Origin of the sequence: Ulvibacterium sp. (genome assembly GCF_965228935.1) — a bacterium.
Taxonomy (GTDB): Bacteria; Bacteroidota; Bacteroidia; order Flavobacteriales; family Flavobacteriaceae; genus Ulvibacterium.
Genome location: NZ_OZ245846.1, coordinates 2,349,484 through 2,374,844 on the forward strand (window position 1 = coordinate 2,349,484; position 25,361 = coordinate 2,374,844).

Below are 25,361 nucleotides of genomic sequence, written 5' to 3' on the forward strand. Positions count from 1 at the left end.
AGATCAGGATTTGGAAATCAAATGCTTTGGAAAATCCTTAACGTCTTCGCAGCAAATTTGCTCCATAACCTGTTGTAACTGAGTTTTTAGAAGTGAAATGGTATGGTTGCCACCGTGTTTTCCCAAAGCCGCTACACCATACATAAAGGAACGGCCCATAAAGGTAAATTCCGCTCCACTGGCCAAGGTACGCGCAATATCCGGACCTGAGCGCAGGCCGCTGTCCATCATAACCTTTATCTTGTCCCCATAAACTTTGGCAATACGGGTCAATGGTTTTATAGTGGATTCCCCGGCATCCAGTTGCCTTCCACCATGGTTGGAAACAATAATTCCGTCCAACCCCAATTTGATTGCTTTTTCGGTATCCGCTTCATTGGCTACTCCTTTCAGGACCAATTTACCCTTCCACATGTCTCGAATAGGTTTGATGCGTTCTTCATTTAATCGGCCTGAAAAAGTCTGATCCATAAATTTCCCCAATTGCTTCAAATTTAGATTTTTAGGCATATAGGGTCTTAAGGTTTCAAAATTAGGTTGTCCGTAACGTAAGGTATTATAGGCCCATCGTGGTTTACCCAGTATTTGAAGCACATTGGCGACGGACATTTTGGGTGGCATGGCCAGACCATTCCGGATATCCCTGGGTCGAAAGCCAAAGGTGGGAACATCACATAAAATTACCAAAACGGGACATCCGGCGGTATCGGCTCTTTTTAATATGTCATCGCGAACGGAGGTTTCCGTAGGATGATATAATTGAAACCAAGCTTGGCCCTCAGTCAGCTCTGAAATTCGTTCTATGCAGCTGGTACTGACCGTACTCAATATAAAAGGTATATTGTGTTCAAAGGCCGCCTTGGCCAATACTTCAGGGGAATTGGGCCACATAAGTCCTTGAAGTCCAACCGGCGCAATACCAAAAGGGGCATCGTAGGTATGACCAAAAAGCTCGGTCTTCATTTTGGATTCCGTATGGGCGGTAAGATAATAGGGTAGGAGCTCCACCTCTCGAATATCTGAGGTATTTTTATGGAGATTAATGTCCTCATTGCAACCGCCATCCAGATATTCAAAGGCAAAACGCGGAATTCTTTTTTGGGCCTTTATCCGTAAATCTTCTACTGATGGATAACGTGAGTCGTATCGTATTTCTTTTTTGCTTTTCGCCATGTATGGGGAGATCTAGCTTTCACCAATGATTACTTCCAAGGTTTCCTTGCCCTCCTGTAAAGATTTGGCGTTGGCGTTGGTAACCTTGGTTCCCCATAGATATACCCTTTTGAGACCTTCCAACTTTTGAAGATCGGCCAAACAGGAATCGGTTACTTGGGTTCCATAGAGATTAAGCGCTTCCAAATGTTTTAAGCCTGAAAGATGTGCTACACCTTCATCCGAAATGGTTGTCTTTTCCAATTGGAGCCTTGTGAGATTTGGGAATTTGGACACAATGGAAAGCCATTCGTTTTCCACATTTGTCCGTGCCAAGGAAAGCCAGGTAACATAATCCTTCACTTTTTCAAGCTCGGCCAACTGTTCTTGGGTCAAGTCCGTGCCCGAGTATTTTATATCCAACAAAGGATTCTCGGCCCCAAGGGATTTTATCGTAAATCCACTTTTTTGAAGCGCAGCTATCTGCGTACTGTCCAAAGGAGGCAATTGTACGGTTTCATACCATGGCCTAGGTTCGGTGTTTAGACCATAACGCCTAAGTAGTACGGGTTTCATGTTTTCGGATACCTCCAAGGCGGAGACCGGATCTTCAAAGGAAGCCCCTTGATCAATCCACCATTCCACTGTCTTTATCTCATCATAGGTCAGTACATTTTCAGTAGGTGGCATGAATTTTATATTCTTCTGCGGAAGTGTAATTCTCCTAAAGAGCTCGCTTTCAACTGGATTACCCTGGGCAATTACCGGCCCGTCGTCACCGCCAATCTGTAATGAATCGGCAGAAGCCATGTTGAGGCCGCCTCTTCGCACCTTGTCACTATGACAGGCCACACACTTTGATTCGAAAATAGGGGCTATTAAATCATGGTATACCAATACCGAATCGGGATTGCCCAATTCGGGAAGGGAGTCCTTTGCGTTTGAAACACCCAATATACCTTGGATGGATTCCGGGGCGTATTCTACCAAATATTCCTCGCCATGGGTAAGGTTTCCTCCTTTATGCCCTTCTATGAAAAGTAGGGCCAGAAGCAAAATGTTGAATCCATTATGGATGAGTTTGGTATGCTTTTCGGGCCTGCTTTTGATCCACCAACCAACGAAGGAAACAACTACCAAGGCAACGCCCAACCATCTATGGGCAAACAATTGACCTTCTTCATATAAACCGGTATCTGCAAGGAGCCATCCACTTAAAGCGGCCCCAGCGGCACTTACTCCCCCCAAAAACCAGGCAATAGGTACAAGTCGACTTTGTTTTTCCGTTTTTGTGAACTTTTCATACCACTCCAATAAAATGGCCAAAAACAGAAAACCGATAGGTAAATGCACGAATAGGGGATGAAAACGACCTAAAAACGTAGAAAATTCCAATGCGATCATAAAGAAATAATTAGTGTTGGTAATATGCTATTATACATGATGCAGCTTGATGGGATAGGTCTTTCCCGAGGCCCATTGGGGCACATAGAGATTACCATCATTATCTACTAAAACATCATGTGGATTTCGGAAGGTCTTGTCATCATATTCCGGTTTCACTAAGGTGTCACCATTATATTGGGGCATGCTTCCCCCTGGAAATGATACCACCTTGTTCTCCTTATCCAATACAGCAAGCATGCCATCATAGCTATCCCAAGTTTTTGTTACGATTACGGCAAAATAAATATTTTCACCATGGATAACCGGTCGGCAAATAGAGCATCCCGGTAATGAAATGGTCTCCAAATGTTTGCCTTCCAACGAAAATCGTTTGAATTCCTGACTGGCGCGCGACGTAATCAACAAGGTGGGGTTATCGGCCTGTCTGGAATCTACGGTAATACCATGACAGCAATTGAATTTTAAATCTCCTTCCCCCTTTCCGCCAAAATGTCTAATATACTCCCCATTGGCGTTATATTGAACGATGTAATTTTCACCATATCCGTCAGCCACATAAAAGTCCCCATTGGGTAATACAGTAGTCTCGGTAGGTTTAAATTGGTCGTCTTGGGTATACCCGGAAACTTCTTTGGGTCGTTTCAAGGTCATTAGGATTTTACCCTTCAAATCCGTCTTATGGACACTATGGGTCTCCGGATCCGTAATGAGAAGGAACTGATTGCTCCCTTCACCCGCTATGGACAATCCGTGGGCGCCAGGGAAATCGGTTCCCCAGGAGTCCAATACTTTACCGGAAGTATCATAGATCAAAACGTTATTATTGTTGGCACCGGTTGTGGTCATAAAAATGCGCCCCTTGCTGTCCATTGCCATTTCATGGCAGTCATTTACCGGTATTTTGGAAGGGTCTTGAACGCCCCATTCCTTATCCACGCGATACTTGAAATCCCCATGTCCCACGGTTTCCCCCAAATTTTTGGCAGAATGTGTTATTCCAAAAGTAAAACTAGGGGCCACTAGGCCAGCTCCGGTGGCCAATGCCGTTTTCTTGATAAAATCCCTTCGTTTGGTGTTGGTTGCTTTCATTTTCATTCGTTTACGTCTACTATTTTATGCCAGTATTTCGTTGACGACCTCCCCGTGGACGTCCGTCAATCGATATCTCCTTCCTTGAAACTTGAAGGTCAGCTTTTCATGATTTACACCCAATAAGTGCATTAAAGTGGCCTGAAAGTCGTGGACATGTACGGGACGTTGTACTACATTATACCCAAACTCATCCGTTGCCCCTAAGGTAATCCCTTTTTTTATTCCCGCACCCGCCATAAAAATAGTAAAGCATTTTGGATGATGGTCCCTACCGAAGTTGGTAGCCGTTAATTGCCCCTGGGAATAATTGGTACGACCAAATTCTCCACCCCAGATAACCAAGGTGTCCTCCAACATGCCGCGCTGTTTTAAATCGGTGATCAGGGCTGCCGTAGCTTGGTCGGTATCCTTGCACTGTACCCTTATGGCATTAGGGAGATTACCGTGTTGATCCCATCCTTGATGATACAATTGGATGAACTTTACATCGCGTTCGGCCAATCGTCTTGCCAAAATGCAATTGGCGGCGAAAGTACCGGGCTTTCGGCTATCCTCACCATACATATCATAAATATAATCCGGTTCATCCTTGGTATCCATAATTTCCGGGACCGATGTCTGCATACGGAAAGCCATTTCATATTGGGCCATACGCGCTAGAATCTCGGGATCACCGACATCTTCATGGTTTATTTTTTCCAATTTCTGGAGATGATCCAATTGTTCCCGTCTACTCTTGCCATCAATACCGGGAGGATTGGTCAAATAAAGTACGGGATCCTTTCCGGCCCTAAACTGTACCCCTTGATGTTGGGAAGGCAAAAATCCATTGCCCCATAGTCTGGAATATAGTGGCTGTCCATATTTATCTTTCGTAACCAGCACCACAAATTCTGGGAGGTTTTTGTTGTCCGATCCAAGGCCATAGCTTACCCAAGAACCGATGGAGGGTCGTCCGGGCAATTGTGACCCGGTTTGTAAAAAAGTAATGGCCGGATCATGATTTATAGCCTCAGTGTACATCGATTTGATAAAGCAGAGGTCATCCACCACTTTTGAGGTATACGGCATTAAATTGCTCATCCAAGCCCCACTTTGCCCATGTTGCTTGAAATCGAAGATGGTTCCGGCAATGGGTAGGGACGCCTGGCCGGATGACATTCCGGTAAGCCGTTGCCCCTGTTGTACGCTTTCGGGCAGATCTTGTCCGTTCATTTTATTCAACAAAGGCTTGTAGTCAAATAGATCCAATTGCGAGGGTGCACCACTCTGAAAAAGATAAATGACCCGTTTTACCTTGGGTGGAAAATGGGGCCGACCAAGAATTCCACCGCCATTTCCGGAATGTTGTTCCAATGGGGTGTTTTTGGCAAACATCCCTGTAGGATTTAACATGGAAGCCATGGAAAGCGCCCCCATTCCTAAAGTGGTCTTGGTCAGGAAATCCCTTCGTGTGTAATTTTTGTTATGATTATGGGTACACATGTTTTACAATTTTAAAGCTCAAGGTCGATACTTAACCTAGGTATTTTATCGTTTCATATATGCCTCGTCATGGTTTAAAATGGTATTGGCCACCATGGTCAAAGCTGCTGTCTTATTTTTATCCAGTGTATTATCCAATTCCTTTTTCCCCACAGATAAAAGCTCAAGGGCTTCTTTTGGATTGGCGTTGTATTTTTTAGACTGGGTTTCGTACAGTTCCTTTAAAATTGACGTCTCTTCCTTTTTGGGAAAGCGACTGACCGCCAATCGAAACCCATAGGCAATTTGATCGTCCAAGGAGACCCCGCCTTCTTTCTGCATCCGCGCCGCCAATACTTTTGAAGCTTCTACAAATTGGGTATCGTTCATCAAAACCAGGGCTTGCAAGGGTGTATTTGTATTTTCCCGTTTTACCGTACAGACCTCCCTGGAAGGGGCATCAAAAGCGGTCATTGCAGGGTGCGGAGCAGTCCTTCTAATAAAGGTATAAAGGCCTCTACGATATAGGCTGTCCCCTTCTGATTCCTTATAGTTCAACAAAATATGTGAAAAACTGTTCTTTTCGATCCAAAGACCCGGCGGCTGGTACGGCTTTACACTTTTCCCGCCAACTTGTTGGACCAAAAGTCCACTCGCGGCCAGGGCATTGTCCCGGATCATTTCCGCAGGCAAGCGGTAACTATTGGTTCGTGCCAAATAGCTATTATTTGGATCCTTTTCCCGCATTTCGGACGAAACTTCCGAGGACTGTCTGTAGGTATGGGACATGACCATGGTTTTCAATAAGGCTTTCACATCCCAATTACTTTCTACAAAAGTGGTCGCCAGCCAATCCAATAGCTGTGGATGGGTGGGCAAAGCTCCCTGTACCCCAAAATCCTCTGGAGTGCTGACCAGTCCCTTACCAAATAGCATCTGCCAATATCGATTTACCGCTACCCGTGCTGTCAGTGGATTGTCTTTGGAAAAAATCCATTGAGCCAATCCCAATCGATTTTTTGGATAATCCTCGGAAAATCCGGGCAAAACTTCAGGAGTGTTAGCCTTTACCGGGTATAGGGGTTGTGTATAATCACCGCGGTTATAAACAAATGCCGGTCTTTCTTCGGGCATTTCTTCCATTACCATAACCTCCATTACGGGTATCATGTGCGAAAGCCATTGGCCCCTAAGCGCTTTGAGTTGTTTTTCTATTTTTCCGACTTCAGGTGTTTGATCAATCCAATATGCCGTTGCCCATTCTTTATCCGGTGTTTCGGAAGTGCCATCTTCCATAGCCAGTTGGGCTATCTCCGGGGGGGTGAGTTGTCTGGAGTGTATATAAATATCATCCAACTTTCCTTTAAAGATTCCGTTTTCCCCTGTAAAGGATCGATAACTTTTGGCCACCCTCACAGGTCTATTGAATATCACATGGGTAGCCGATTGTACGGTCTTAATGGATTTGTACAAACGGTCATAGGGGTACGTGACTTCAACCTTTTTGCCATCCATGAACAGTTGTAGGCCTTTTGCCTTACCCGAACCGTCATAGGTAAAGGCAACATGCCGCCATTCATTTTTTTGGATAGAGTCCTTTGATTTTACATGAATATAATTATGGGGAAGGGAATGTATAAGCCGTACATTGAGTTGATTGAGACTGTCCAGATAAAAATCCCAACCACGCCAAAAACTATTCTTTTCACTTGAGGTGCCCAATAAAGTCTGTGTTTTTCCGGCCTCACGCTTGGAGGTGTTAAGCCAGAGCCCCACTGAAAACTCATCGGTCCACTCAAAATTAGGAATGTCGTTTAAATGTACCTCGTCATATTCCCCGGTAAATTCAAAGGCTTTTCCTTTCTTGCCCATAGCAATTTTAGGAGCTTCCCGAGTGGTGACCTTGGAATTTCCGTCAACAATATATCCTTTCTTGTTTCCACTTTTCTTTGTCAATTTCTCAAAGGGAAAATATCCCAGAACCCCTTTTTGTTTGAAATTAACGGGAAGCTTTTTCATATATACATCCAAATCCGCCAATTCCTTTTTGGTCAATTTTAGTTGATTTTCTTTTTCCTGTATGGATTTTTCAATAGAAGCCAACTTTTTTTCCGTTTCGGCATCGGGTAGGGAAAGCATAGGGCCATAATTACCGTCATCACCGGTCATACCCAATTCCTTTACATTATTGAAAAAGGCCGTCATTTGGAAATAATCCTTTTGGGAAATAGGATCGAATTTATGATCATGGCACCGGGCACAGGCCACCGTAAGTCCCAAAAGTGCAGTACCAACCGTTTCCGTACGGTTCCAAACGTAGTTGAGGCGAAATTCCTCCTCAATGGCCCCACCTTCTGCGGTCATGGGATGATTCCGATTAAAAGCGGTTGCCAATTTTTGTTCCCGGGTTGCATTGGGGAGGAGATCACCGGCCAATTGCCAGGTAACAAACTGATCATAGGGCATATTCTCCTTAAAGGCGTTGATGACCCAATCGCGCCAAGGCCACATTAACCGCCAACCATCGGCATGGAGTCCATGGGAATCGGCATAACGGGAAATATCCATCCAATCCAGGGCCAGACGTTCCGCATTGGCATCCGAATTGAGCAATCTATCGACCACTTTTTCATAAGCTTTTGGATCGGTATCTTCAAGGAAGGCATCAATTTCCTGTATCGTAGGGGGCAGTCCACTCAAATCCATGGTAACCCTTCGCAACAGACGTTCTTTTTCCGTTTCGGGGGAAGGTTCAAAATGCTTTAATCGCAACTTTTGTTGTACGAATGCATCAATAGCATTGTGGTTGGGCCAGGAAACGCCATTGGTATTCGGTAAATTTGGTTTTTCAGGTTTGGCGAATGCCCAATGGGGCTTCCACTCCGCACCTTGTTCTATCCATTTTATAATCATTGACTTTTCACTGGCCGAAAGGGACAGATGGGATTCCGGGGGAGGCATTACCATATCTGGGTCATTGCTCAATATCCTTTCGATACTTTCACTTTTCCCCGGTTTTCCGGAAACAAATGCATAGTTGCCACTATTGAGTTTACGGAACGCCTCCTCTTCCAAGTCCAGTCTTAAATCGGCCTTTCTGGAGGCTTCGTCCGGACCGTGGCACGCATAACAGCGATCGGATAAAATCGGTTTAACATGAAAGTTAAAGTCAATGGTTTCGGGGAGATGGGCATACGCCTCTTCTACATCTTCCGGAACATCAAGGGAACAAGACGTTAGGATCAATCCAAAACATAGGGGGAGAATTCTCAAAATCAACATGCCACCTCTCATATCAACCACTAAAAATACATTATTTTAATTGAATTTTTGTGCATTTTCTAGGAGTTGATCATATCTTTTGTCATTTTGTGCATATATTATACGAATACTTAAAAATATGATTTTACTAAGATTTAGTACTGTTAATGCACGGTTTTTTGGGTTTTGGGTATCCGAAATAAGTTTTACCTTTGGCGGGCGGTCAATGGGTCATTAGCTCAGTTGGTTTAGAGCGCTGCCTTGACAGGGCAGAGGTCATTGGTTCGAATCCAATATGACCCACACAGTTTTAGTTTAGTTTTTTATACCGAGCAGGGTTCCTGTCTTTCTATTAGATAAATTCCAACAATCGCTCCAACGCCATACCTCTTGATCCCTTAATGAGAAGAGTCCTGTTTTTGGGCAATGGATTGCTCTTTAGGAAAGCCGCGATTTCATCGACCGAATTGAATTTCTTGAAGGAGGTTTGCGTTGCATAAAAATTTTCCCCTATAAAAAAGGCATCTTCCAGATCCATTTCCGAAACCATATCCACAATTTTTTGATGTTCCTCACTGGCGGCTTCCCCAAGTTCGAACATATCCCCTAAAAGGGCGATTTTTGGATTTTTGTCCGTCGCCCCGAAACTTTCAAGGGCTGCCTTCATGCTTGTGGGATTGGCATTGTAGGCATCCAAAACGATAGTAGATCCACGCTTTTCCATTATCTGGGAACGATTGTTTTGAGGAATATATGCTTCAATAGCCATCTTTATGGTCGAAAGGTCTACATTGAAGTATTTGCCCATACATATGGCAACAGCACAATTGGTGAAGTTGTAGCCCCCTATTAATCGGGAATTGATTACTATATTCTCTACCCTTAGTTGTACAAAGGGGTCTGCGCCAAGGAACTCGATTTTATAATACGCTTGCTTATCGGTACTGAAACCATATTTTTGAATATAATCTCCCATTTTTTTAAGTTGAATTGGGTCATCGGCATTCAAGAAAACGGATTTATGGTTCGTGCGTAGGTAATCATATAGTTCGCTTTTTCCTTTTATAACGCCTTCCACTCCACCAAAGCCTTCCAGGTGCGCTTTTCCAAAATTCGTGATGTACCCAAAATCCGGTTGTGCGATTTCGCTTAAAAAGGCAATTTCCTTTTGATGGTTGGCCCCCATCTCCACTATGGCAATTTCGGTATCTTCTTGTATGGAAAGCAGGGTCAACGGCACTCCAATATGGTTGTTGAGGTTTCCTTGCGTGGCTATGGTGCTATATTTTTTGGAAAGCACGGCATGTATCAACTCTTTGGTAGTGGTTTTCCCGTTACTCCCTGTTAAACCTATAACCTTGGCCGAACAGTAATTTCGATGGTATGTGGCCAGATCTTGCAAGGTTTTCAATACATCGTCTACCAAAATATATCTGTCGGAAACTGCATATTCCTTCTCATCGATCACAGCATAGGAGGCACCTTTTTTCAGGGCTCCTTCCGCATAACTGTTGCCATTAAAATTATCTCCTTTTAAGGCGAAGAAGATACTATTGTCCTTCATTTTTCGTGTATCCGTTGACACAGTGGGAAACTCGAGAAAGTGTTGGTGTAGGTCTTTTATTTGCATAAATCGAAGATAAAAAAAGTCCCGGCACAATTGCCGGGACTTTTATATGAATTTCATACTTCTATGCTGTTTTATTTTACTTTTTTGCCTCTCGGGGTCTTGTTCTTTGTCTTGGACTTTGAACCGACTCTGGACATGGCACATCTAAAACCGATATAATCCGTGGCCATATACTGGGGCAAATACCTTCGTTGTGCAGGATCCAACCAATAGGCCCGATCTCTCCAAGAACCACCCTTGTATACACGTACCTCATCGTTGATCAATGTAGTCCTGTTATTGGATGTATCATACTGACGAATGAGGTTTCCGGCAGAGTCCCTTTCCACTTTATGTTTGGGAGAATTGTACATTTTTTTACCATCCTCTTCCTGTTCCTCGTCACTAAAACGATCAAAGAATCGGGAAGAACCTGGATCACCGTCGCGGTAACCTCTGTTATCACTCTTGGAGAAATTGGTTCTTAAATACGTTTCTTTCTCATCAATAGGAACCATGGCAATCTCTCCCGGTAGATTCACCGCCACAATTTTACCGTTGGGCAATGTATCATAAACAATGGAATCTCGGAGAATGTTTACTTTCCCATCCTCGCCTATGGCGGTTTTCATATAGATATTTCCCCTATAGTAGTTAAAGTCGCTCACTTCGTCATCCACAATAGGCCTATAGACATCGGAAACCCATTCCGCCACATTACCGGCCATATCATATAAACCAAGGTCGTTGGGTTTATAGGACTTCACTTCTGCCGTGATATCGGCACCATCGTCCGACCATCCGGCAATTCCACCATAATCGCCCTTACCTTGTTTGAAATTTGCCAACTGGTCGCCACGACCCACACGTTGTCCATTTCGGGTATAGTCCCCTTCCCAAGGATATTTTTTTCTTCCCCTGTAATTATTGTATTCACGGGAACCTTGGTTCGCTTGTGCGGCATATTCCCATTCCGTTTCGGTAGGCAATCGGTATTCCGGCATAATTACGCCACTGCTTCTTTTGGCGTAGTTGGGTACACTGTCTTTCTTCTTACTTCCCTGCAATGAATCAATTTGTCCATTGTAAACGGATTCCGGTCTATTGAGATAAGCTTCGGTACTGAACGTGCCTTCCACTTCGCCTGTCACGGCTTGATATTTTGCATCCTTTGCCAGATATCCCTCCCTTTCTAACATAATTTCATTAACGCGGTCTGTTCGCCACTCCGCAAACTGTGTGGCCTGTATCCAGTTAACACCAACTACAGGATATTCCGCATAAGCAGGATGTCTTAAATAGTTGTTTGTCATGGTCTCATTGAATCCCAACCTATTTCGCCATACCAAGGTATCTGGTAACGCTCCGGTATATATATTGGTATATTTTGGATTTTCAGGAGGATAAACACTCTTTAAATAGTCCAAATATTCCAGGTACATGACATTGGTAACTTCGGTCTCATCCATATAAAAGGACTGAACGTGTTGGGCAGTAGGAGTGTTGTTCCAATCATGCATCACGTCATCCTGAACCTTTCCTTTGGTAAAAGTACCCCCTTCAACAAAAACAAGACCCGGAGCGGTTTCTTGCTCCTTAAAATCCGTATTGTATTGGAAACCGCCTTCCTTGGCATTTATCTTCCAGCCTGTAGCTCTGGATACATTTTTGGAGGAAGACAAGGATTTTTTACAACTCGTAACCGTAAAACCTCCTGCAATCACCGCAAAGGAAAGTACAATTTTTAAAAACTGTTTTTTCATCATAATTAGGACTTGAGTTCAAATTGTTAAATGGCCGCAAAGCACTATTAACAGGTCTTTTGATTTATTAAAATGGTTGCTTTTCGGCTAATAAAACGAGGTTTTGCACATAATATTTTGTCGCCTAAAAAAATATTTTTTGAATGTGTAAACCGTAAACCGCAAGCGTTTTCTAAAACCATAACGAAGTAATGTTTGTTATAGTATGAACCTCCCCATTCTTTTTCGCAGTTCAGGTGATTTGGAAATGTTTGATGGAAATCAGTAAGGGTATCCTTACAGTATGGGTATCCTCAAGAAAATCCCTTTTTATTTAAAATCGATCTCAAAATTATTCACTGCTCGATACAAGATATTCTTAAAAACCCCGTTTAAGTGTGAATAAGGTGTAAAAGTTTATTTGCGTAGGGGCACATGTATTAATAAAATCCAGATTGTTAAGAGATGAAGAAATTAGCCTTACTCGTTTTATTTGCATTGGTTTATAAAGTGTCGGCTCAGGAAGACCAAAGGGTAATGACTACTGCAGTCCCCTTTTTGACTATTGCTGCCGATGCACGATCCTCAGGTATGGGGGATATTGGGGTTGCCACATCTACCGATGCCTTTTCCCAACAATGGAACCCGGCAAAATTTGCCTTCGCAGAACGGAAAATGGGAATCGGTGTTAGCTATACCCCGTATTTGGAAAGCATTATTACTGATATCGCACTTCTAAATGCCAGCTTCTACAATAAAATAAACGAGCAAAGTGCATTTGCCGTTAGTCTAAGATATTTTACTTTAGGAGAGATAGAGTTGAGACAAGGCATTGATGACCCTGGAACTTTGACCAAGCCCAATGAATTGGCTTTGGATGGCTCATATTCCCTAAAATTGAGCCCCACATTCTCCATGGCCGTAGGAGGTAGATTTATACGTTCCAATCTTAGATTTCCCCAACAAGGTAATGTGGACTCCCAAGCGGCAAGCTCATTTGCTGTTGATATTGCCGGATTTTATCGATCTAGGGAAATTGCCTATGACAAGTTTGATGGACGCTGGAGGGCCGGTTTCAATATTTCCAATTTAGGAGGCAAGATACAATATGATGAGGGCGGACAGGAAAACTTTTTACCTACCAACCTAAAATTTGGTTTTGGTTTTGATTTTATACTGGACCAAGATAATGTAATAGGCCTTACCTCGGAATTCAATAAACTGTTGGTACCCACACCTCGGGATTTTGATGGTGATGGCGACATAGATGCGGAGGATAACGCCGAGTATCAGAATATTGGGTTTTTTAATGGTGTCTTTGAGTCGTTTAGCGATGCCCCGGACGGTTTTAGTGAAGAGTTAAAAGAGTTTACTTGGGCCTTGGGTGCGGAGTATGTATATCAGGATGCATTTATGGTGCGTACAGGTTACTTTAACGAAAGTGAGGAAAAGGGTTCCAGAAAGTATTTCACCTTAGGGGCCGGGTTCCGATTCAAGGCAACTCAAATCGATCTTTCTTACTTGTTCTCTACTTCCCAAGTACGTAATCCTGTGGAAAATACGCTACGTTTTTCACTTACGTTCAATTTAGGGGAGGAGTACCTTAATGATTAGAGATTAATTTTCAGATACAAAATACTATGACAAAACCTGCCTTTAAGCAGGTTTTGTTACTTTTATTAAAAGTCTATCCACCGCAAATCTATGAAGAAACAAAAAGTGTGTTTTGAACTGCAGGTGTTCGACTCCATTAACGAACTTTCCCAAGAAAGCCAAGAATTGATGCAAAAGGCCATAGCGGCCCGAAAAGATGCATATGCACCGTATTCCAATTTTCTGGTCGGTGCGGCAGTTCTCTTGGAAAATGGTGAAGTGGTGATCGGCAACAACCAGGAAAACGCCTCTTTTCCCTCAGGCCTATGTGCGGAGCGGGTAGCGGTATTTCAAGCTGGGGCCAGATACCCCGGGGAGACTATTAAGTCCATAGCCATTTCGGCAGCCTCAAAAAGATACACTGTGGATAAACCTGCGGCCCCATGTGGTAATTGCAGGCAATCCATATCGGAATATGAGGTTCGGCAGAAAAGCCCCATCGAACTCTTTTTGATGGGCGAAACAGGCCAAATTATAAGATGCGCCTCCATTGCCGATATTCTTCCCTTGGCTTTTGATACCTCTTTTTTATAGGAATTCATTTTTTCCGATAAAATGGTGTTCGAGCCATGGAAATTCCTATGTCTTCATCCGGGCTTGCCTTTTACTTCAATTTTTTTTATCCATTCATTTATATGTGTATTTTTGTTTTTCTTTCAATGTCCCAATATTATCCAAGAAGATTGGGTTGGGATTGATGGAAGTTTCAATAAAAAAGATCAGTTAATGGAAAAAATCACTAAGGAAACCTATCTGAAATGGTACGAGGACATGCTTTTTTGGAGGAAATTTGAGGATAAACTTGCAGCTGTTTATATCCAACAAAAAGTCAGGGGGTTTCTTCATTTATATAATGGACAGGAGGCCGTATTGGCCGGAGCATTGCACGCTATGGACCTTACCAAGGATAAGATGATCACCGCCTATCGAAACCATGTACAGCCTATTGGAATGGGCGTTGACCCTAAATTGGTCATGGCGGAACTTTATGGTAAGGTAACCGGCACATCAAAGGGAATGGGGGGATCCATGCATATTTTTTCGAAGGAGCACCGGTTTTATGGCGGTCATGGCATTGTGGGCGGCCAGATACCTTTGGGCGCAGGGTTGGCATTTGCGGACAAATATTTTAAACGGGATGCCGTAACCCTATGCTATATGGGCGATGGTGCCGTAAGACAGGGGTCTTTACATGAAAGTTTTAATTTGGCCATGCTTTGGCAGCTCCCGGTAGTCTTTGTATGCGAAAACAATGGATACGCTATGGGCACCTCGGTCGCACGTACATCCCACAGTACGGAAATTTGGAAACTTGGACTGGGTTATGAGATGCCTTGTGGTCCTGTGGATGGAATGGATCCCGTTACCGTGGCAAAGGAAATGAACAAGGCCATTGAAAGGGCTAGAAGTGGCGGTGGGCCTACCTTCTTGGAAATGAAGACCTATAGATATAGGGGACATTCCATGTCCGACGCACAGCACTATCGAACCAAGGATGAGGTAGAGGAATACAAAAAGATAGATCCCATTACCCAAGTTTTGGATGTTATCATGGAAAAGAAATATGCAACCGAAGACCAGATCAAGGAGATTGATAAACGGGTAAAGGACAAGGTCAAGGAATGCGAAAAATTTGCAGAGGAATCGGAATACCCACCTGTGAATCAATTATATGATATGGTCTATGAGCAGGAAGATTATCCATTTGTACAACATAAACTATAGTTAAATGGCAGAAGTGATAAATATGCCCCGTTTGAGCGATACCATGGAAGAGGGTACCGTGGCCAAATGGTTAAAAAAAGTAGGTGACAAGGTAGAGGAAGGTGACATACTTGCCGAGATAGAGACCGACAAGGCTACTATGGAGTTTGAATCGTTTCACGAGGGGACATTACTGCATATTGGTATCCAGGAAGGAGACGGAGCTCCTGTGGATACTCTTTTGGCCATTATCGGTGATGAGGGTGAGGACATTTCAGGATTTTTGAACGGCGCTTCCCCTGCCACGGTAGAGGAAAGCCCTTCTTCTGACGAGGCTTCCAAGGGGGACGCAACGGATGAAATTTCAGAGGATAGTGGACAGGTGAGCTCTACTACAGAGGTTTCGGGGGAAATACCGGAAGGGGTAGAGATTGTAAAAATGCCCCGTTTAAGTGATACTATGGAGGAAGGTACTGTTGCTACTTGGTTGAAAAAAGTAGGTGACACTGTGGAAGAAGGTGATATTTTGGCGGAAATTGAAACGGACAAGGCCACCATGGAATTCGAATCGTTTTACTCCGGTACGTTATTACATATAGGAATCGAAGAAGGAGGTTCTGCCCCGGTTGACGAAGTACTGGCCGTTATTGGCCCTGAAGGTACCGATGTGGATGCTGTTTTAAACGCCAAACCTTCTACGGGAGTGGCAAAAGACGAGGCAAAGTCGGATACAAAAGAGGAAACGGTTCCGGAAGCAAAGGTTGAGGCCGCTACTGAGATGAAAACGGTCAAAGATGGTCAACGTATTTTCGTATCGCCCTTGGCCAAAAAAATGGCCCAGGAAAAAGGAATAAACCTGAGCGATGTGAATGGAAGTGGCGATCACGGGCGAATAATTAAGCGGGATATTGAAAATTATAAGCCTTCCCAATCTCCACAACCTGTGGTACAGCCAGCTACCAGCATATCTGAAGAAGTTCCGGCGAGACAAGCCATAGCACCAATTAATCTTCCGGTCGGAGAGGAAAGTAGCGAGGAGGTCAAGAACTCCCAGATGAGGAAGGTTATTGCCAAACGCTTAGGTGAGTCCAAATTTACGGCACCCCACTACTATTTGACCATTGAGGTGGATATGGATAATGCAATAGCCTCACGAAAGCAGATCAATGATTTGCCGGATACCAAGGTCTCTTTCAATGATATGGTAGTCAAGGCCTGTGCCATGGCATTGAAAAAGCACCCACAGGTCAATACCACATGGGGTGGGGATACTACGATTTACAAGCATCATGTGCATATTGGAGTAGCCGTTGCGGTAGATGAAGGTCTGGTGGTACCTGTGCTTAGATTTACCGATCAAATGAGCCTTACCCAAATTGGGGCCTCGGTAAAGGACTTGGCCGGTAGGGCCAGAAACAAAAAATTGACCCCGGCAGAAATGGAAGGTAGCACATTTACCGTTTCCAATTTGGGAATGTTCGGGATCGTGGAATTTACCTCCATTATCAATCAACCCAATTCGGCTATCTTATCCGTTGGCGCAATCGTTCAAAAACCGGTGGTCAAGAATGGTGAAATTGTAGTAGGAAATACGATGAAGGTTACTTTGGCCTGTGACCATAGAACAGTTGATGGGGCAACGGGAGCACAATATTTATTGACCTTACGCTCGTATTTGGAGAATCCGGTCACCATGTTGGCCTAATATGAACACCCTATTTGTGGGGAGGAAGTTTTCAAAAAATTTGGGCACCCGTTTTTGCGGGTGCTTTTTTTATCTTTAGGAACAAAATCAATTGATATGAAATACTTCTTTCGAATATTAGTCCTGTCCATTTTAATGGGTTGCGGTACCACAAAACTCCAACAGATTGATGTCGATTCTATTCCAAAAACATCGGAAGTATCGCAGGAAAGTGTTGCGGTTCCAACCGAAGACACAAAATCAACAGCACTAAAAAGAACAAATTCCAAAACGGCGACCTCAGAAATTCTGTTTTCGGATGATACCCGAGTAAGGGGGATATTGAACTTTTTGGCCTCGGATGAACTGGAAGGACGTGATTCCGGAAGTGAGGGCATAGAAAAAGCGGCACAATTTATTGAAGGTATATTTACCCAAAATAAGCTTGCTCCCTATTTTGACTCCTATAGGGATACGCTGACCAACTTTACGCCCACTTCATACAATATGGTGGGCTGGATTGAAGGGAACGATCCCGTACTTAAAAATGAATTCATCCTCATAGGGGCACATTACGATCACATTGGGAGAATTGAACCGGAAGGTGGGGATTCCATTGCCAACGGAGCCAATGATAATGCTTCGGGTACTACCACGGTCCTGGAATTGGCCCGTTACTTTGGAAATACCCAAACCAACAAGCGCAGTCTTATTTTTGTACTGTTCACTGCCGAGGAAAAAGGACTTTTGGGATCAAAACATTTGGCTAAAAAATTAAAGGAACAAAATCTGAATCTATATCTGGTCCTTAATTATGAAATGGTAGGGGTACCTTTGGTGGATAAAGAATATCTTACCTATGCCAGTGGGTATGAGAAATCTAACCTGGCCCAAGTATGCAATACCTATGCAGGAAAGGAATTGGTCGGTTTTTTGCCAACGGCCCAAAAATTCGGTTTGTTCCAACGATCGGACAACTATCCTTTTTATGAAGCGTTCAATGTACCCGCACATACCTTTTGTACTTTTGATTTTACCAATTTTGATCAATATCATAAAGTTGGGGACGAAGCCGATCTCATGGACTTCCAGCACATGGCCCATTTGGTGAATCTATTCATACCGGTTGTGGAAGGAGTGGCCAACGCACCTCAAAAGGAAATACAATACAACTAATGGCAAATGTTATCATCACCGGATGTAGCCGGGGTATCGGCTTTGAATTGGCACGATTGTTTGCGGATGAAGGGCATCGGGTTTTGGCCCTTTCACGGAATGCAAACCCGATACTTGATTTGGGCCATCCCAATATCTCCGCATTCTCCTTCGATTTATGTAGCACGGGCGATCTGCAAAAACTGGATGATTTTTTAAAGGAATGGAATACCGTTGATGTTCTTATCAATAATGCCGGGATGTTATTGAATAAGCCCTTTTTGGAAACTACCGCCCAAGAATTCAAGGAAGTGTATAAGGTGAATGTATTTGGAGTAACGGAAATTGTAAAAGCCGTTCTCCCTCGGATGCCCAAAAATGGGCATGTAGTGAATATTAGTTCTATGGGCGGTGTACAAGGGAGTGTAAAGTTTCCCGGGCTTTCCGCCTATAGTTCCAGTAAAGGGGCGTTGATTACCCTTACGGAACTTTGGGCCGAGGAATTCAAGGAAATCGGTCCTTCCTTTAATGTTTTAGCCCTGGGCGCGGTACAGACGGAAATGTTGGAAGAGGCTTTTCCAGGGTATCAGGCCCCAACGACTGCTTTGGAAATGGCTACCTACATCAAGGAATTCGCCTTGACCGGACATAAGCTCTACAATGGGAAATTATTACAGGTGAGCAATAGTACGCCTTGAGTTTTTTACTTTATAAAATAGAGTTCTCAATTTCCAAATCGGCATATTTCCAGGCATTTTCAAATTCTTCTTTTATTTTGCCTGCCTCATCCATTTTGCCTTGGGCCTTTAGACTTTGATATAGCCCCATCAATGACCACCCATTTTGCCTGAGTTTCTTCAGATCCTCTTTGTAGATTTTCTCGGCCTCTTCATACTTTTCTGCCTTCATCAAAGCGGCCCCCAAGGTCTGACGTGATGGAATATGCCACGGGGAAGGTTCACTATATATCAGTTGGTCTTCCAGGGCTACAGCCTTTTCCAGGTGTTCAATGGCCTTTGAAACGTTTCCCTCGTACAAGGCAACTTCACCGGCTACTACTGCATGGGCCACCTTGGCAATACTTGAAGTTGGGTTGGTGTAGTTCGCGATTACATTCTCAAGTTCAGGGTCATCCTTCATAACGGCAATGGCCTGTAGCTCCTCTTTGGCTTCTTTTAGGTTGTTCTTTCTTAGAAAGGCTATACCACGTGCGTAATGCCATATCAATTTTAGATGTTTGTAATCGTCCCCCTGATTGGGAATGGTCAATACCTCATTCCATTTCCCAAATCGGGTATAGGCCAGAAGCGGGGTCGATGCAAAATCCTGTAGGAAAGGTAAGGTCCGCAATTCCGAAATGGGAACCTTCTCTGCAGTTTTTTGGGCAGCTTCGATGGCCATTTCGCTATTCCCAAGCAAACTGGCAGCAGACCATAAAAAATGGAGGTTGTGTGGATAATATCCCAATGGATACATCCCTTGTGAATAACATTGGGAGATATAATCCTCATCTGCAAGTATGGCCTTTTGGTTTGATTTTACGGCATCGAGATACCGACCAACACGAATGTAAATATGTGAGGGCATATGAACAAGGTGTCCTGCCGCCGGCATGAGTCCACCCAGTCTGTCCGCGCTAGGAATCGCCAAGTCAGGTTGGGGTAGTTCTACCATGTGGATATAATAATGATGTGCTCCCGGATGGTTAGGATCAATGTTGATGGCCTTTTCCAGGGCTGCTTTTCCCCTTAGGGTATTTGGGGCAGGATTTCCATCGGCATCCCAATAGTTCCAAGGCATGGTGTTCATAATGGAGGCCGCATATAAGGTTTGGATATCGGCATCTAGGGGAAATCTCTCGGCTACCTTGGCCATGGCGTTCATGTAGTCCCTGTTCAATCCGGTGATATCTTCCTCTAAATCGGCACTGTAACGGGAGGCCAAAGCCGAAATGAGTTCCTGTTCTTTTGAGCTTGCCCTGCCGGCTACTCTTTGTGCATGCTGCAAAGCCTCAAAAGCCTTCGTCTTTCGTTCATCATCAGGTAGGGCATCATTGATATTAGGACCAAGGGCATAGGCTTGTCCCCAAAAGGCCATGGCCGCATTGGGATCTAAACGTGCAGCTTCCATGAAGGAACGATGGGCCTCGGCATGGTTAAAAGCATAAGTTAGCCGTAGACCCTGGTCAAAATATTCCTGTGCCTTTTCTACGGAGGTGGAAATGTCAAAACTGTGATTTCCTAAATTTTCAAAAAGTGGGGCGATTTGTTGAGTAGTGTCCACATCACTCAACATAAATTTGGCAACGGTACACTTTATAAAGTTCATCGAAGCCATTTGTGGAACCGGTTCGTTTTCTTGCTTTGTTTCTGAAAAGATGAAAGTGGTAATTGCTAAAACGCCCATTGCCCCCAAAATCATGATTTGTCCTTTTTTCATGGTAAGGGTTGTATTGAAATTGCTGTAGTAAATTGGATGTATAATCCTTTTCGGGGAGAACTGCTTGCTAAGCTCTGCATCTGAGAACTTTAAAGATAGGAAAAATTTGATGAATTTTTGTTTTGAAGAGAACCCCATAGAAAATTCCTATTTTTGTCCCAATGGACAACCCCCTTAGTAAATATCTACCAGAACGTGCGGTAGAACCTTGTTTTGAACTCATTAAAACCTACGGGGTACAGCTTAAAATTGTAAACCATCGTGTTACACGTCATGGTGATTATAGGAGGCTGCCCAATGGGTTGCACCAAATTACAGTAAACGCTACCTTAAACCCCTATCGTTTTTTGATTACTTTGATCCATGAGATTGCCCATTTGGTAGCTTTTGAAAAATATGGTAGACGAATAAAGCCCCATGGCCCGGAATGGAAGCGAACGTTCCAATATTTGATGCTGCCCTTTATTCGCCCGGAGATTTTTCCCTCCAAGCTATTGCCGCTATTGGCCAAACATTTTAAGAACCCCAAGGCCAGTAGTGATACGGATGCCCATCTAGCTTTGGCCCTAAAACAGTTTGATGACAAACATACAGATAAAACCTACATTTTTCAATTACCTTTGGGAAGCGTTTTTCGCATTTATAACGGTAAATTGTACAAAAAGGGAAATAAACGTGTAAAGCGCTATGAATGCGTTGAAATAGGTACAGGTAAGGTATATCTATTTCAACCCAATGCCGAGGTGGAATTGATTACCGATTAAATGGTTGCCGAGCACTAGAGTTAAACTGATCATTGATTGATACTATGAACACAAACTATTACGCCGTACTGATGGCGGGAGGTGTGGGATCTCGGTTTTGGCCGGTGAGCACGTCTACCTATCCCAAACAATTCCATGATATGTTGGGTACCGGGGACACCCTTATTCAAAAGACCTTTAAACGTCTCAATACTTTTGTGCCCAAGGAGAATATCCTTGTTCTTACCAATGAAACATATAACGATCTAGTACTGGAGCAATTGCCCTTGGTAAAGCAGGAGCAAGTGGTATTGGAACCGGCTATGCGCAATACGGCGCCTTGTATATTGTATGCCGCATTAAAGATTCAAAAGATGAATCCTGATGCCGTAATGGTGGTAGCCCCCAGTGATCATTGGATCGAGGATGAAGAGGCCTTCGCAGAGGATGTAGTTGCATGTTTTGATAAGTGTGAAAAAGAAGCGGTATTATGTACGCTTGGAATCGTGCCTACCTTTCCCAATACGGGATTTGGTTATATTGAATATGAAAAAGAAGCGGGAGGGAAATTAAAAAGAGTCCATCAATTCCGGGAAAAACCAGATTATAAAACGGCTAAGGAATTCTTGGCCCAAGGGAATTTTCTATGGAACGCAGGCATTTTTATCTGGAGTGTAGATACCATAATCAAGGCTTTTCAGGAGTACCAACCTACACAATATAAACTGTTTTCCGAAGGCATATCCTGTTATAACACCACCGATGAAAAGAGTTTTATTGCCAAGAATTATGTAAAAGCTGAAAATATCTCCATTGATTATGCTATTTTAGAGCGTTCCAAAGCTATTTATGTATTGCCGGCCTCATTTGATTGGAATGACTTAGGTACTTGGGGTTCCCTGTTCGACAAACTGGATAAGGACGAAAACAATAATGCCCTTGTAAATTGCCAAGTGATATGTGAGGACGCCTCGGGGAATATGATCCGCTCCCCAAAGGGAAAGATAGTGGTAGTTGACGGATTAAAGGAGTATATTATTGTAGATAAAGAGGAAGTGCTGTTAATTTATCCCAAATCCAAGGAACAGGACATCAAAAAGGTGTTGTCTAGAGTAAAGGATACTTTCGGGGATAAATATGCATAAAAATGAACGAGAACCTGAATCAGGAAAATAGTACCCCAATAGAAAAACCACAGGACAGTGGTGACGACGTAAAAAAGAATTTTCAAGGATTGCTGGGGAGTACCAAAAAATTCCTTCTCGAATTATTGGACATCCGTAGCAATACGGATCAGAGTGCTACAAAGGAGGCAATTATTGCGGATATACCTTTTAAAGGGCACACTTCATGGATTTTGATCTGTTCCATTTTCATTGCTTCGGTGGGCCTTAACGCCAATTCCACTGCTGTGGTCATTGGAGCTATGTTAATCTCCCCTTTAATGGGCCCTATTTTGGGTATTGGAATGTCCGTTGCCATCAACGATATTGACACTTTGAGGCGTTCGCTCAAGAATTTTGCGGTTATGGTGGTTCTGAGTGTCCTTACTGCATATCTTTTTTTTAGATTTTTTCCACTTCGCGATGAATCCTCTGAACTTCTGGCCCGAACTGCTCCTGATATCAGGGACGTTCTGATTGCTTTTTTTGGAGGTCTTGCTTTAGTGATTGCCCGGGCAAAGAAAGGAACTATTGCCTCGGTTATTTTTGGGGTTGCCATAGCCACGGCTTTGATGCCTCCTTTATGTACTGTCGGTTTTGGTTTGGCCATTGGCAATTGGCAATATGCCTGGGGCGCTATGTACCTGTTTATCATCAATACAATTTTTATTGCCCTGGCCACTTTTTTGGTACTTAAACTGTTGCGTTTTCCTATGGTTCGTTATGTAAATTCCAAAAGACGGAGATTGGTTGCCCGGGTTGCCTCCATTATTGCCATCTTGGTTATGGTACCAGCAGGGTTCACCTTTTATGATGTCTTCCAGGAATCATTATTTCGGAATCAGGCCAACCAGTTTATCAGCGAAAAAATAGCGCCGTACCAATTTTCAGGCGAAGGCCGTTTCTTGGAAGATTTCTCCGATATAGAATTCAACCATGGTGAAAACCCTTCCATAGAGCTGGTATTTATGGGCAATGAAACCGTGCCGGACAATATCATAGCGACTTGGAATTCCCAAAAGAACGAATTTTCAAAATTGCAGAACTGTGAACTACGCATTATCCAAGGTTCCAAAAATGATGAATTCGATCAATTGAAATATGTAAATGAGCTTTATGAATCCCAAAAGGAAGCCTTATTGGGTAAGGACGAAAAGATACAGTTGTTGGAATCGGAAGTCAACCGATTAAAACAGTCGGCTACGCAGCAGGTTCCCTTTCGCGAGATCAGTGCAGAGGCAAAAACCAACTATGAGAACCTGTCCACCATGGGCTTTTCGTACCTGATAACAACAGACTTTAGTAAAACGGATACTATCCCCATTTTTGAAGTAAAATGGAAACAAGGGGTTTCTTCCGGCCAAAAAACGAAGGACACAAAAAAGTTAACGGATTGGTTGAAACTTCGATTGAACAATACGAATATTCAGTTAAGGGAAGCCGCCCAAAATTGATTTTTACGGTTTTCGAAAAGATGGATCCCTCTTCTTGCAAAAATCTGTAAAAGATCAATTACGTTCCTCGATATACATCTGCCGCACTTTCTTAAAAAGTTCCGAGGAGTATACAAAATTGGTTACCGCTTCATTATCCGTCTTAAAAATCTCCTTATTGGTACCTTCCCATTCCTTAATGCCATTTTTCAGGAAGATTATTTTCTCCCCAATTTCCATAACGGAATTCATATCATGGGAGTTTATTACGGTGGTAATATTGTATTCTTGGGTAATCTCTTGGATAAGATTATCGATCAATATTGCCGTTTTGGGATCAAGACCGGAATTGGGCTCGTCACAGAATAGGTATTTGGGATTCATGACAATGGCTCGGGCAATAGCTACCCTTTTTTGCATTCCACCCGAAATTTCGGAAGGATATTTTTGATGGGCATCGATGAGATTCACCCGCTTTAGCACAAAATCCACACGATCTTGCATTTCGGAAACGGACTGTTTCGTAAACATTTCCAAAGGAAACCGTACATTACCTTCCACGGTCATGGAATCAAAAAGGGCACTTCCCTGGAATACCATCCCCATTTCCTGCCTTAGATTCCGTTGTTCACTGATCGATAATTCGGAATATATCTTACCGTCATAGCTTATGGTACCTTCCTCGGGGACGAACAGCCCCAACAGACATTTAATAAAAACGGTTTTACCGGAACCACTTTGGCCTATAATAAGATTGGTCTTTCCCTTATCAAAGCATGTGGTAATCCCCTTCAGCACATGGGCGTCGCCAAATGACTTATATATATTGTCCACTTCAATCATTAGCCCAGTAAGAGTTGTGTTAGGATATAATTCAGGATTATGATGACCACACTGGTCCATACGAAGGAGGTGGTGGCCGCTTTACCCACTTCCAAGGCACCGCCTTTCATGTAAAATCCATGGAATGAGGGTATCGTAGCCAATATAAAGGCAAACACCAAGGTTTTGATAAAGGAATAGGTAACATGGAAGGGTCTAAAATCCAGTTGGAGACCTTCCACGAAATCCGCACTGGTACTAAACCCTCCGAAAACTCCGGCTACCCAACCCCCTAAAATCCCTATGTACATGGATATGGCTATGATAAATGGATAAAACAACATGGCAATAATCTTGGGAAATACCAGATAATTCAGTGCATTGACACCCATTACCTCCAAAGCATCGATCTGTTCGGTTACCCGCATCGTACCAATACTTGAGGTGATATAGGAGCCCACTTTCCCGGCCATGATTATGGAGCAGAAAGTAGGGGCAAATTCCAAGATAATGGACTGTCTGGTAGCAAAACCCACCAAGTACTTGGGAATAATCTCACTTGTAATGTTCAAGGCCGTTTGTATGGCGACAACCCCACCAATAAAAAACGAGATAAAAATAAGGATACCCAAAGATCCATAGATAAGTTCGTCTATTTCCTTTAAGATCAACGACTTCATTATGCTCCACTTTGTCGGCTTTTTAAAAACCTCCTTTACCATAATCGCATAACTGCCGATCGATGCTATATAATTCATGGATTAAAAATAGACTTCTCGCGGTAAAAATAACAATAAAGGAGTTCATTTCACCTGTATTTAAAGTTTTAAGGGGTATT

Annotated in this window: 19 protein-coding genes and 1 tRNA gene; 10 read left to right on the forward strand and 10 right to left on the reverse strand. The window is 43.3% G+C overall.

Features of this window, described 5'->3' with window-relative positions; all coding sequences use genetic code 11:
• Positions 1–3 precede the first annotated feature (3 nt).
• From ACO06Y_RS09700 to ACO06Y_RS09720, 5 genes are read right to left on the reverse strand one after another with little or no spacing between them, the layout of a single operon-like run.
• Positions 4–1,173: an alpha-hydroxy acid oxidase gene (locus tag ACO06Y_RS09700; protein ID WP_422083636.1), complete on the reverse strand. Its 1,170-nt coding sequence runs from the start codon at positions 1,171–1,173 to the stop codon at positions 4–6.
• A gap of 12 nt (positions 1,174–1,185) precedes the next feature.
• A complete protein-coding gene (locus tag ACO06Y_RS09705; RefSeq protein ID WP_422083637.1) occupies positions 1,186–2,556 on the reverse strand; it encodes a c-type cytochrome domain-containing protein in 1,371 nt (456 codons plus the stop codon).
• Positions 2,557–2,586: 30 nt separating this feature from the next.
• Positions 2,587–3,648, reverse strand: a complete 1,062-nt coding sequence (locus ACO06Y_RS09710) for a twin-arginine translocation signal domain-containing protein (protein ID WP_422083638.1) — start codon at positions 3,646–3,648, stop codon at positions 2,587–2,589.
• 24 nt (positions 3,649–3,672) lie between these two features.
• Positions 3,673–5,136 carry a DUF1501 domain-containing protein gene (locus ACO06Y_RS09715; protein ID WP_422083639.1) on the reverse strand — a complete coding sequence of 488 codons (1,464 nt, stop codon included), beginning with the start codon at positions 5,134–5,136 and terminating at the stop codon, positions 3,673–3,675.
• Between the two features lie 45 nt (positions 5,137–5,181).
• Positions 5,182–8,409 carry a DUF1553 domain-containing protein gene (locus tag ACO06Y_RS09720; RefSeq protein WP_422083640.1) on the reverse strand — a complete coding sequence of 1,076 codons (3,228 nt, stop codon included), beginning with the start codon at positions 8,407–8,409 and terminating at the stop codon, positions 5,182–5,184.
• A gap of 195 nt (positions 8,410–8,604) precedes the next feature.
• Between ACO06Y_RS09720 and ACO06Y_RS09725 the strand changes: the two genes are divergently transcribed.
• Positions 8,605–8,679, forward strand: a tRNA-Val gene (locus tag ACO06Y_RS09725).
• Positions 8,680–8,728: 49 nt separating this feature from the next.
• On the opposite strand, the gene ACO06Y_RS09730 is transcribed toward ACO06Y_RS09725, so the two are convergent.
• Positions 8,729–10,006, reverse strand: a complete 1,278-nt coding sequence (locus tag ACO06Y_RS09730) for a UDP-N-acetylmuramoyl-tripeptide--D-alanyl-D-alanine ligase (protein WP_422083641.1) — start codon at positions 10,004–10,006, stop codon at positions 8,729–8,731.
• A 71-nt stretch (positions 10,007–10,077) separates the two neighbouring features.
• Positions 10,078–11,748 carry a gliding motility lipoprotein GldJ gene (gene gldJ / locus ACO06Y_RS09735; protein WP_422084160.1) on the reverse strand — a complete coding sequence of 557 codons (1,671 nt, stop codon included), beginning with the start codon at positions 11,746–11,748 and terminating at the stop codon, positions 10,078–10,080.
• A gap of 444 nt (positions 11,749–12,192) precedes the next feature.
• On the opposite strand from gldJ, the gene porV reads away from it, so the two are divergent.
• The 6 genes from porV (at position 12,193) to ACO06Y_RS09765 (ending at position 18,621) form a co-directional block, all read left to right on the forward strand.
• A complete protein-coding gene (gene porV / locus ACO06Y_RS09740) occupies positions 12,193–13,341 on the forward strand; it encodes a type IX secretion system outer membrane channel protein PorV (RefSeq protein ID WP_422083642.1) in 1,149 nt (382 codons plus the stop codon).
• A 90-nt stretch (positions 13,342–13,431) separates the two neighbouring features.
• Positions 13,432–13,914: a cytidine deaminase gene (gene cdd / locus ACO06Y_RS09745; protein ID WP_422083643.1), complete on the forward strand. Its 483-nt coding sequence runs from the start codon at positions 13,432–13,434 to the stop codon at positions 13,912–13,914.
• A gap of 192 nt (positions 13,915–14,106) precedes the next feature.
• Positions 14,107–15,105, forward strand: coding sequence for a pyruvate dehydrogenase (acetyl-transferring) E1 component subunit alpha (gene pdhA, locus ACO06Y_RS09750; protein ID WP_422083644.1), 999 nt, complete (start codon positions 14,107–14,109; stop codon positions 15,103–15,105).
• Between the two features lie 4 nt (positions 15,106–15,109).
• Positions 15,110–16,789 (forward strand): pyruvate dehydrogenase complex dihydrolipoamide acetyltransferase, encoded by a 1,680-nt coding sequence (locus ACO06Y_RS09755; RefSeq protein WP_422083645.1) that lies wholly within the window; start codon positions 15,110–15,112, stop codon positions 16,787–16,789.
• Positions 16,790–16,885: 96 nt separating this feature from the next.
• A complete protein-coding gene (locus ACO06Y_RS09760) occupies positions 16,886–17,944 on the forward strand; it encodes a M28 family metallopeptidase (RefSeq protein WP_422083646.1) in 1,059 nt (352 codons plus the stop codon).
• A complete protein-coding gene (locus ACO06Y_RS09765; RefSeq protein WP_422083647.1) occupies positions 17,944–18,621 on the forward strand; it encodes an SDR family NAD(P)-dependent oxidoreductase in 678 nt (225 codons plus the stop codon). Before ACO06Y_RS09760 ends, ACO06Y_RS09765 begins: the two co-directional genes overlap by 1 nt.
• 10 nt (positions 18,622–18,631) lie before the next feature.
• On the opposite strand, the gene ACO06Y_RS09770 is transcribed toward ACO06Y_RS09765, so the two are convergent.
• On the reverse strand, positions 18,632–20,362 hold the full coding sequence (locus tag ACO06Y_RS09770) for a tetratricopeptide repeat protein (protein WP_422083648.1): 1,731 nt from the start codon (positions 20,360–20,362) through the stop codon (positions 18,632–18,634).
• A 161-nt stretch (positions 20,363–20,523) separates the two neighbouring features.
• Between ACO06Y_RS09770 and ACO06Y_RS09775 the strand changes: the two genes are divergently transcribed.
• The 3 genes from ACO06Y_RS09775 to ACO06Y_RS09785 are packed head-to-tail and all read left to right on the forward strand — an operon-like array spanning position 20,524 to position 23,722.
• Positions 20,524–21,126 (forward strand): SprT-like domain-containing protein, encoded by a 603-nt coding sequence (locus ACO06Y_RS09775; RefSeq protein ID WP_422083649.1) that lies wholly within the window; start codon positions 20,524–20,526, stop codon positions 21,124–21,126.
• Between the two features lie 44 nt (positions 21,127–21,170).
• The gene (locus ACO06Y_RS09780) at positions 21,171–22,250 is read left to right on the forward strand and encodes a mannose-1-phosphate guanylyltransferase (RefSeq protein WP_422083650.1); all 1,080 of its coding nucleotides are present in this window, start codon (positions 21,171–21,173) and stop codon (positions 22,248–22,250) included.
• Positions 22,251–22,252: 2 nt separating this feature from the next.
• Positions 22,253–23,722 carry a DUF389 domain-containing protein gene (locus tag ACO06Y_RS09785; RefSeq protein WP_422083651.1) on the forward strand — a complete coding sequence of 490 codons (1,470 nt, stop codon included), beginning with the start codon at positions 22,253–22,255 and terminating at the stop codon, positions 23,720–23,722.
• Positions 23,723–23,776: 54 nt separating this feature from the next.
• On the opposite strand, the gene ACO06Y_RS09790 is transcribed toward ACO06Y_RS09785, so the two are convergent.
• On the reverse strand, positions 23,777–24,544 hold the full coding sequence (locus ACO06Y_RS09790) for an ABC transporter ATP-binding protein (RefSeq protein WP_422083652.1): 768 nt from the start codon (positions 24,542–24,544) through the stop codon (positions 23,777–23,779).
• Entirely contained in the window at positions 24,544–25,281 is a 738-nt protein-coding gene (locus ACO06Y_RS09795) for an MlaE family ABC transporter permease (RefSeq protein ID WP_299535143.1), read from the reverse strand. The genes ACO06Y_RS09790 and ACO06Y_RS09795 overlap by 1 nt, the downstream gene beginning before the upstream one ends.
• Between the last annotated feature and the right edge of the window lie 80 nt (positions 25,282–25,361).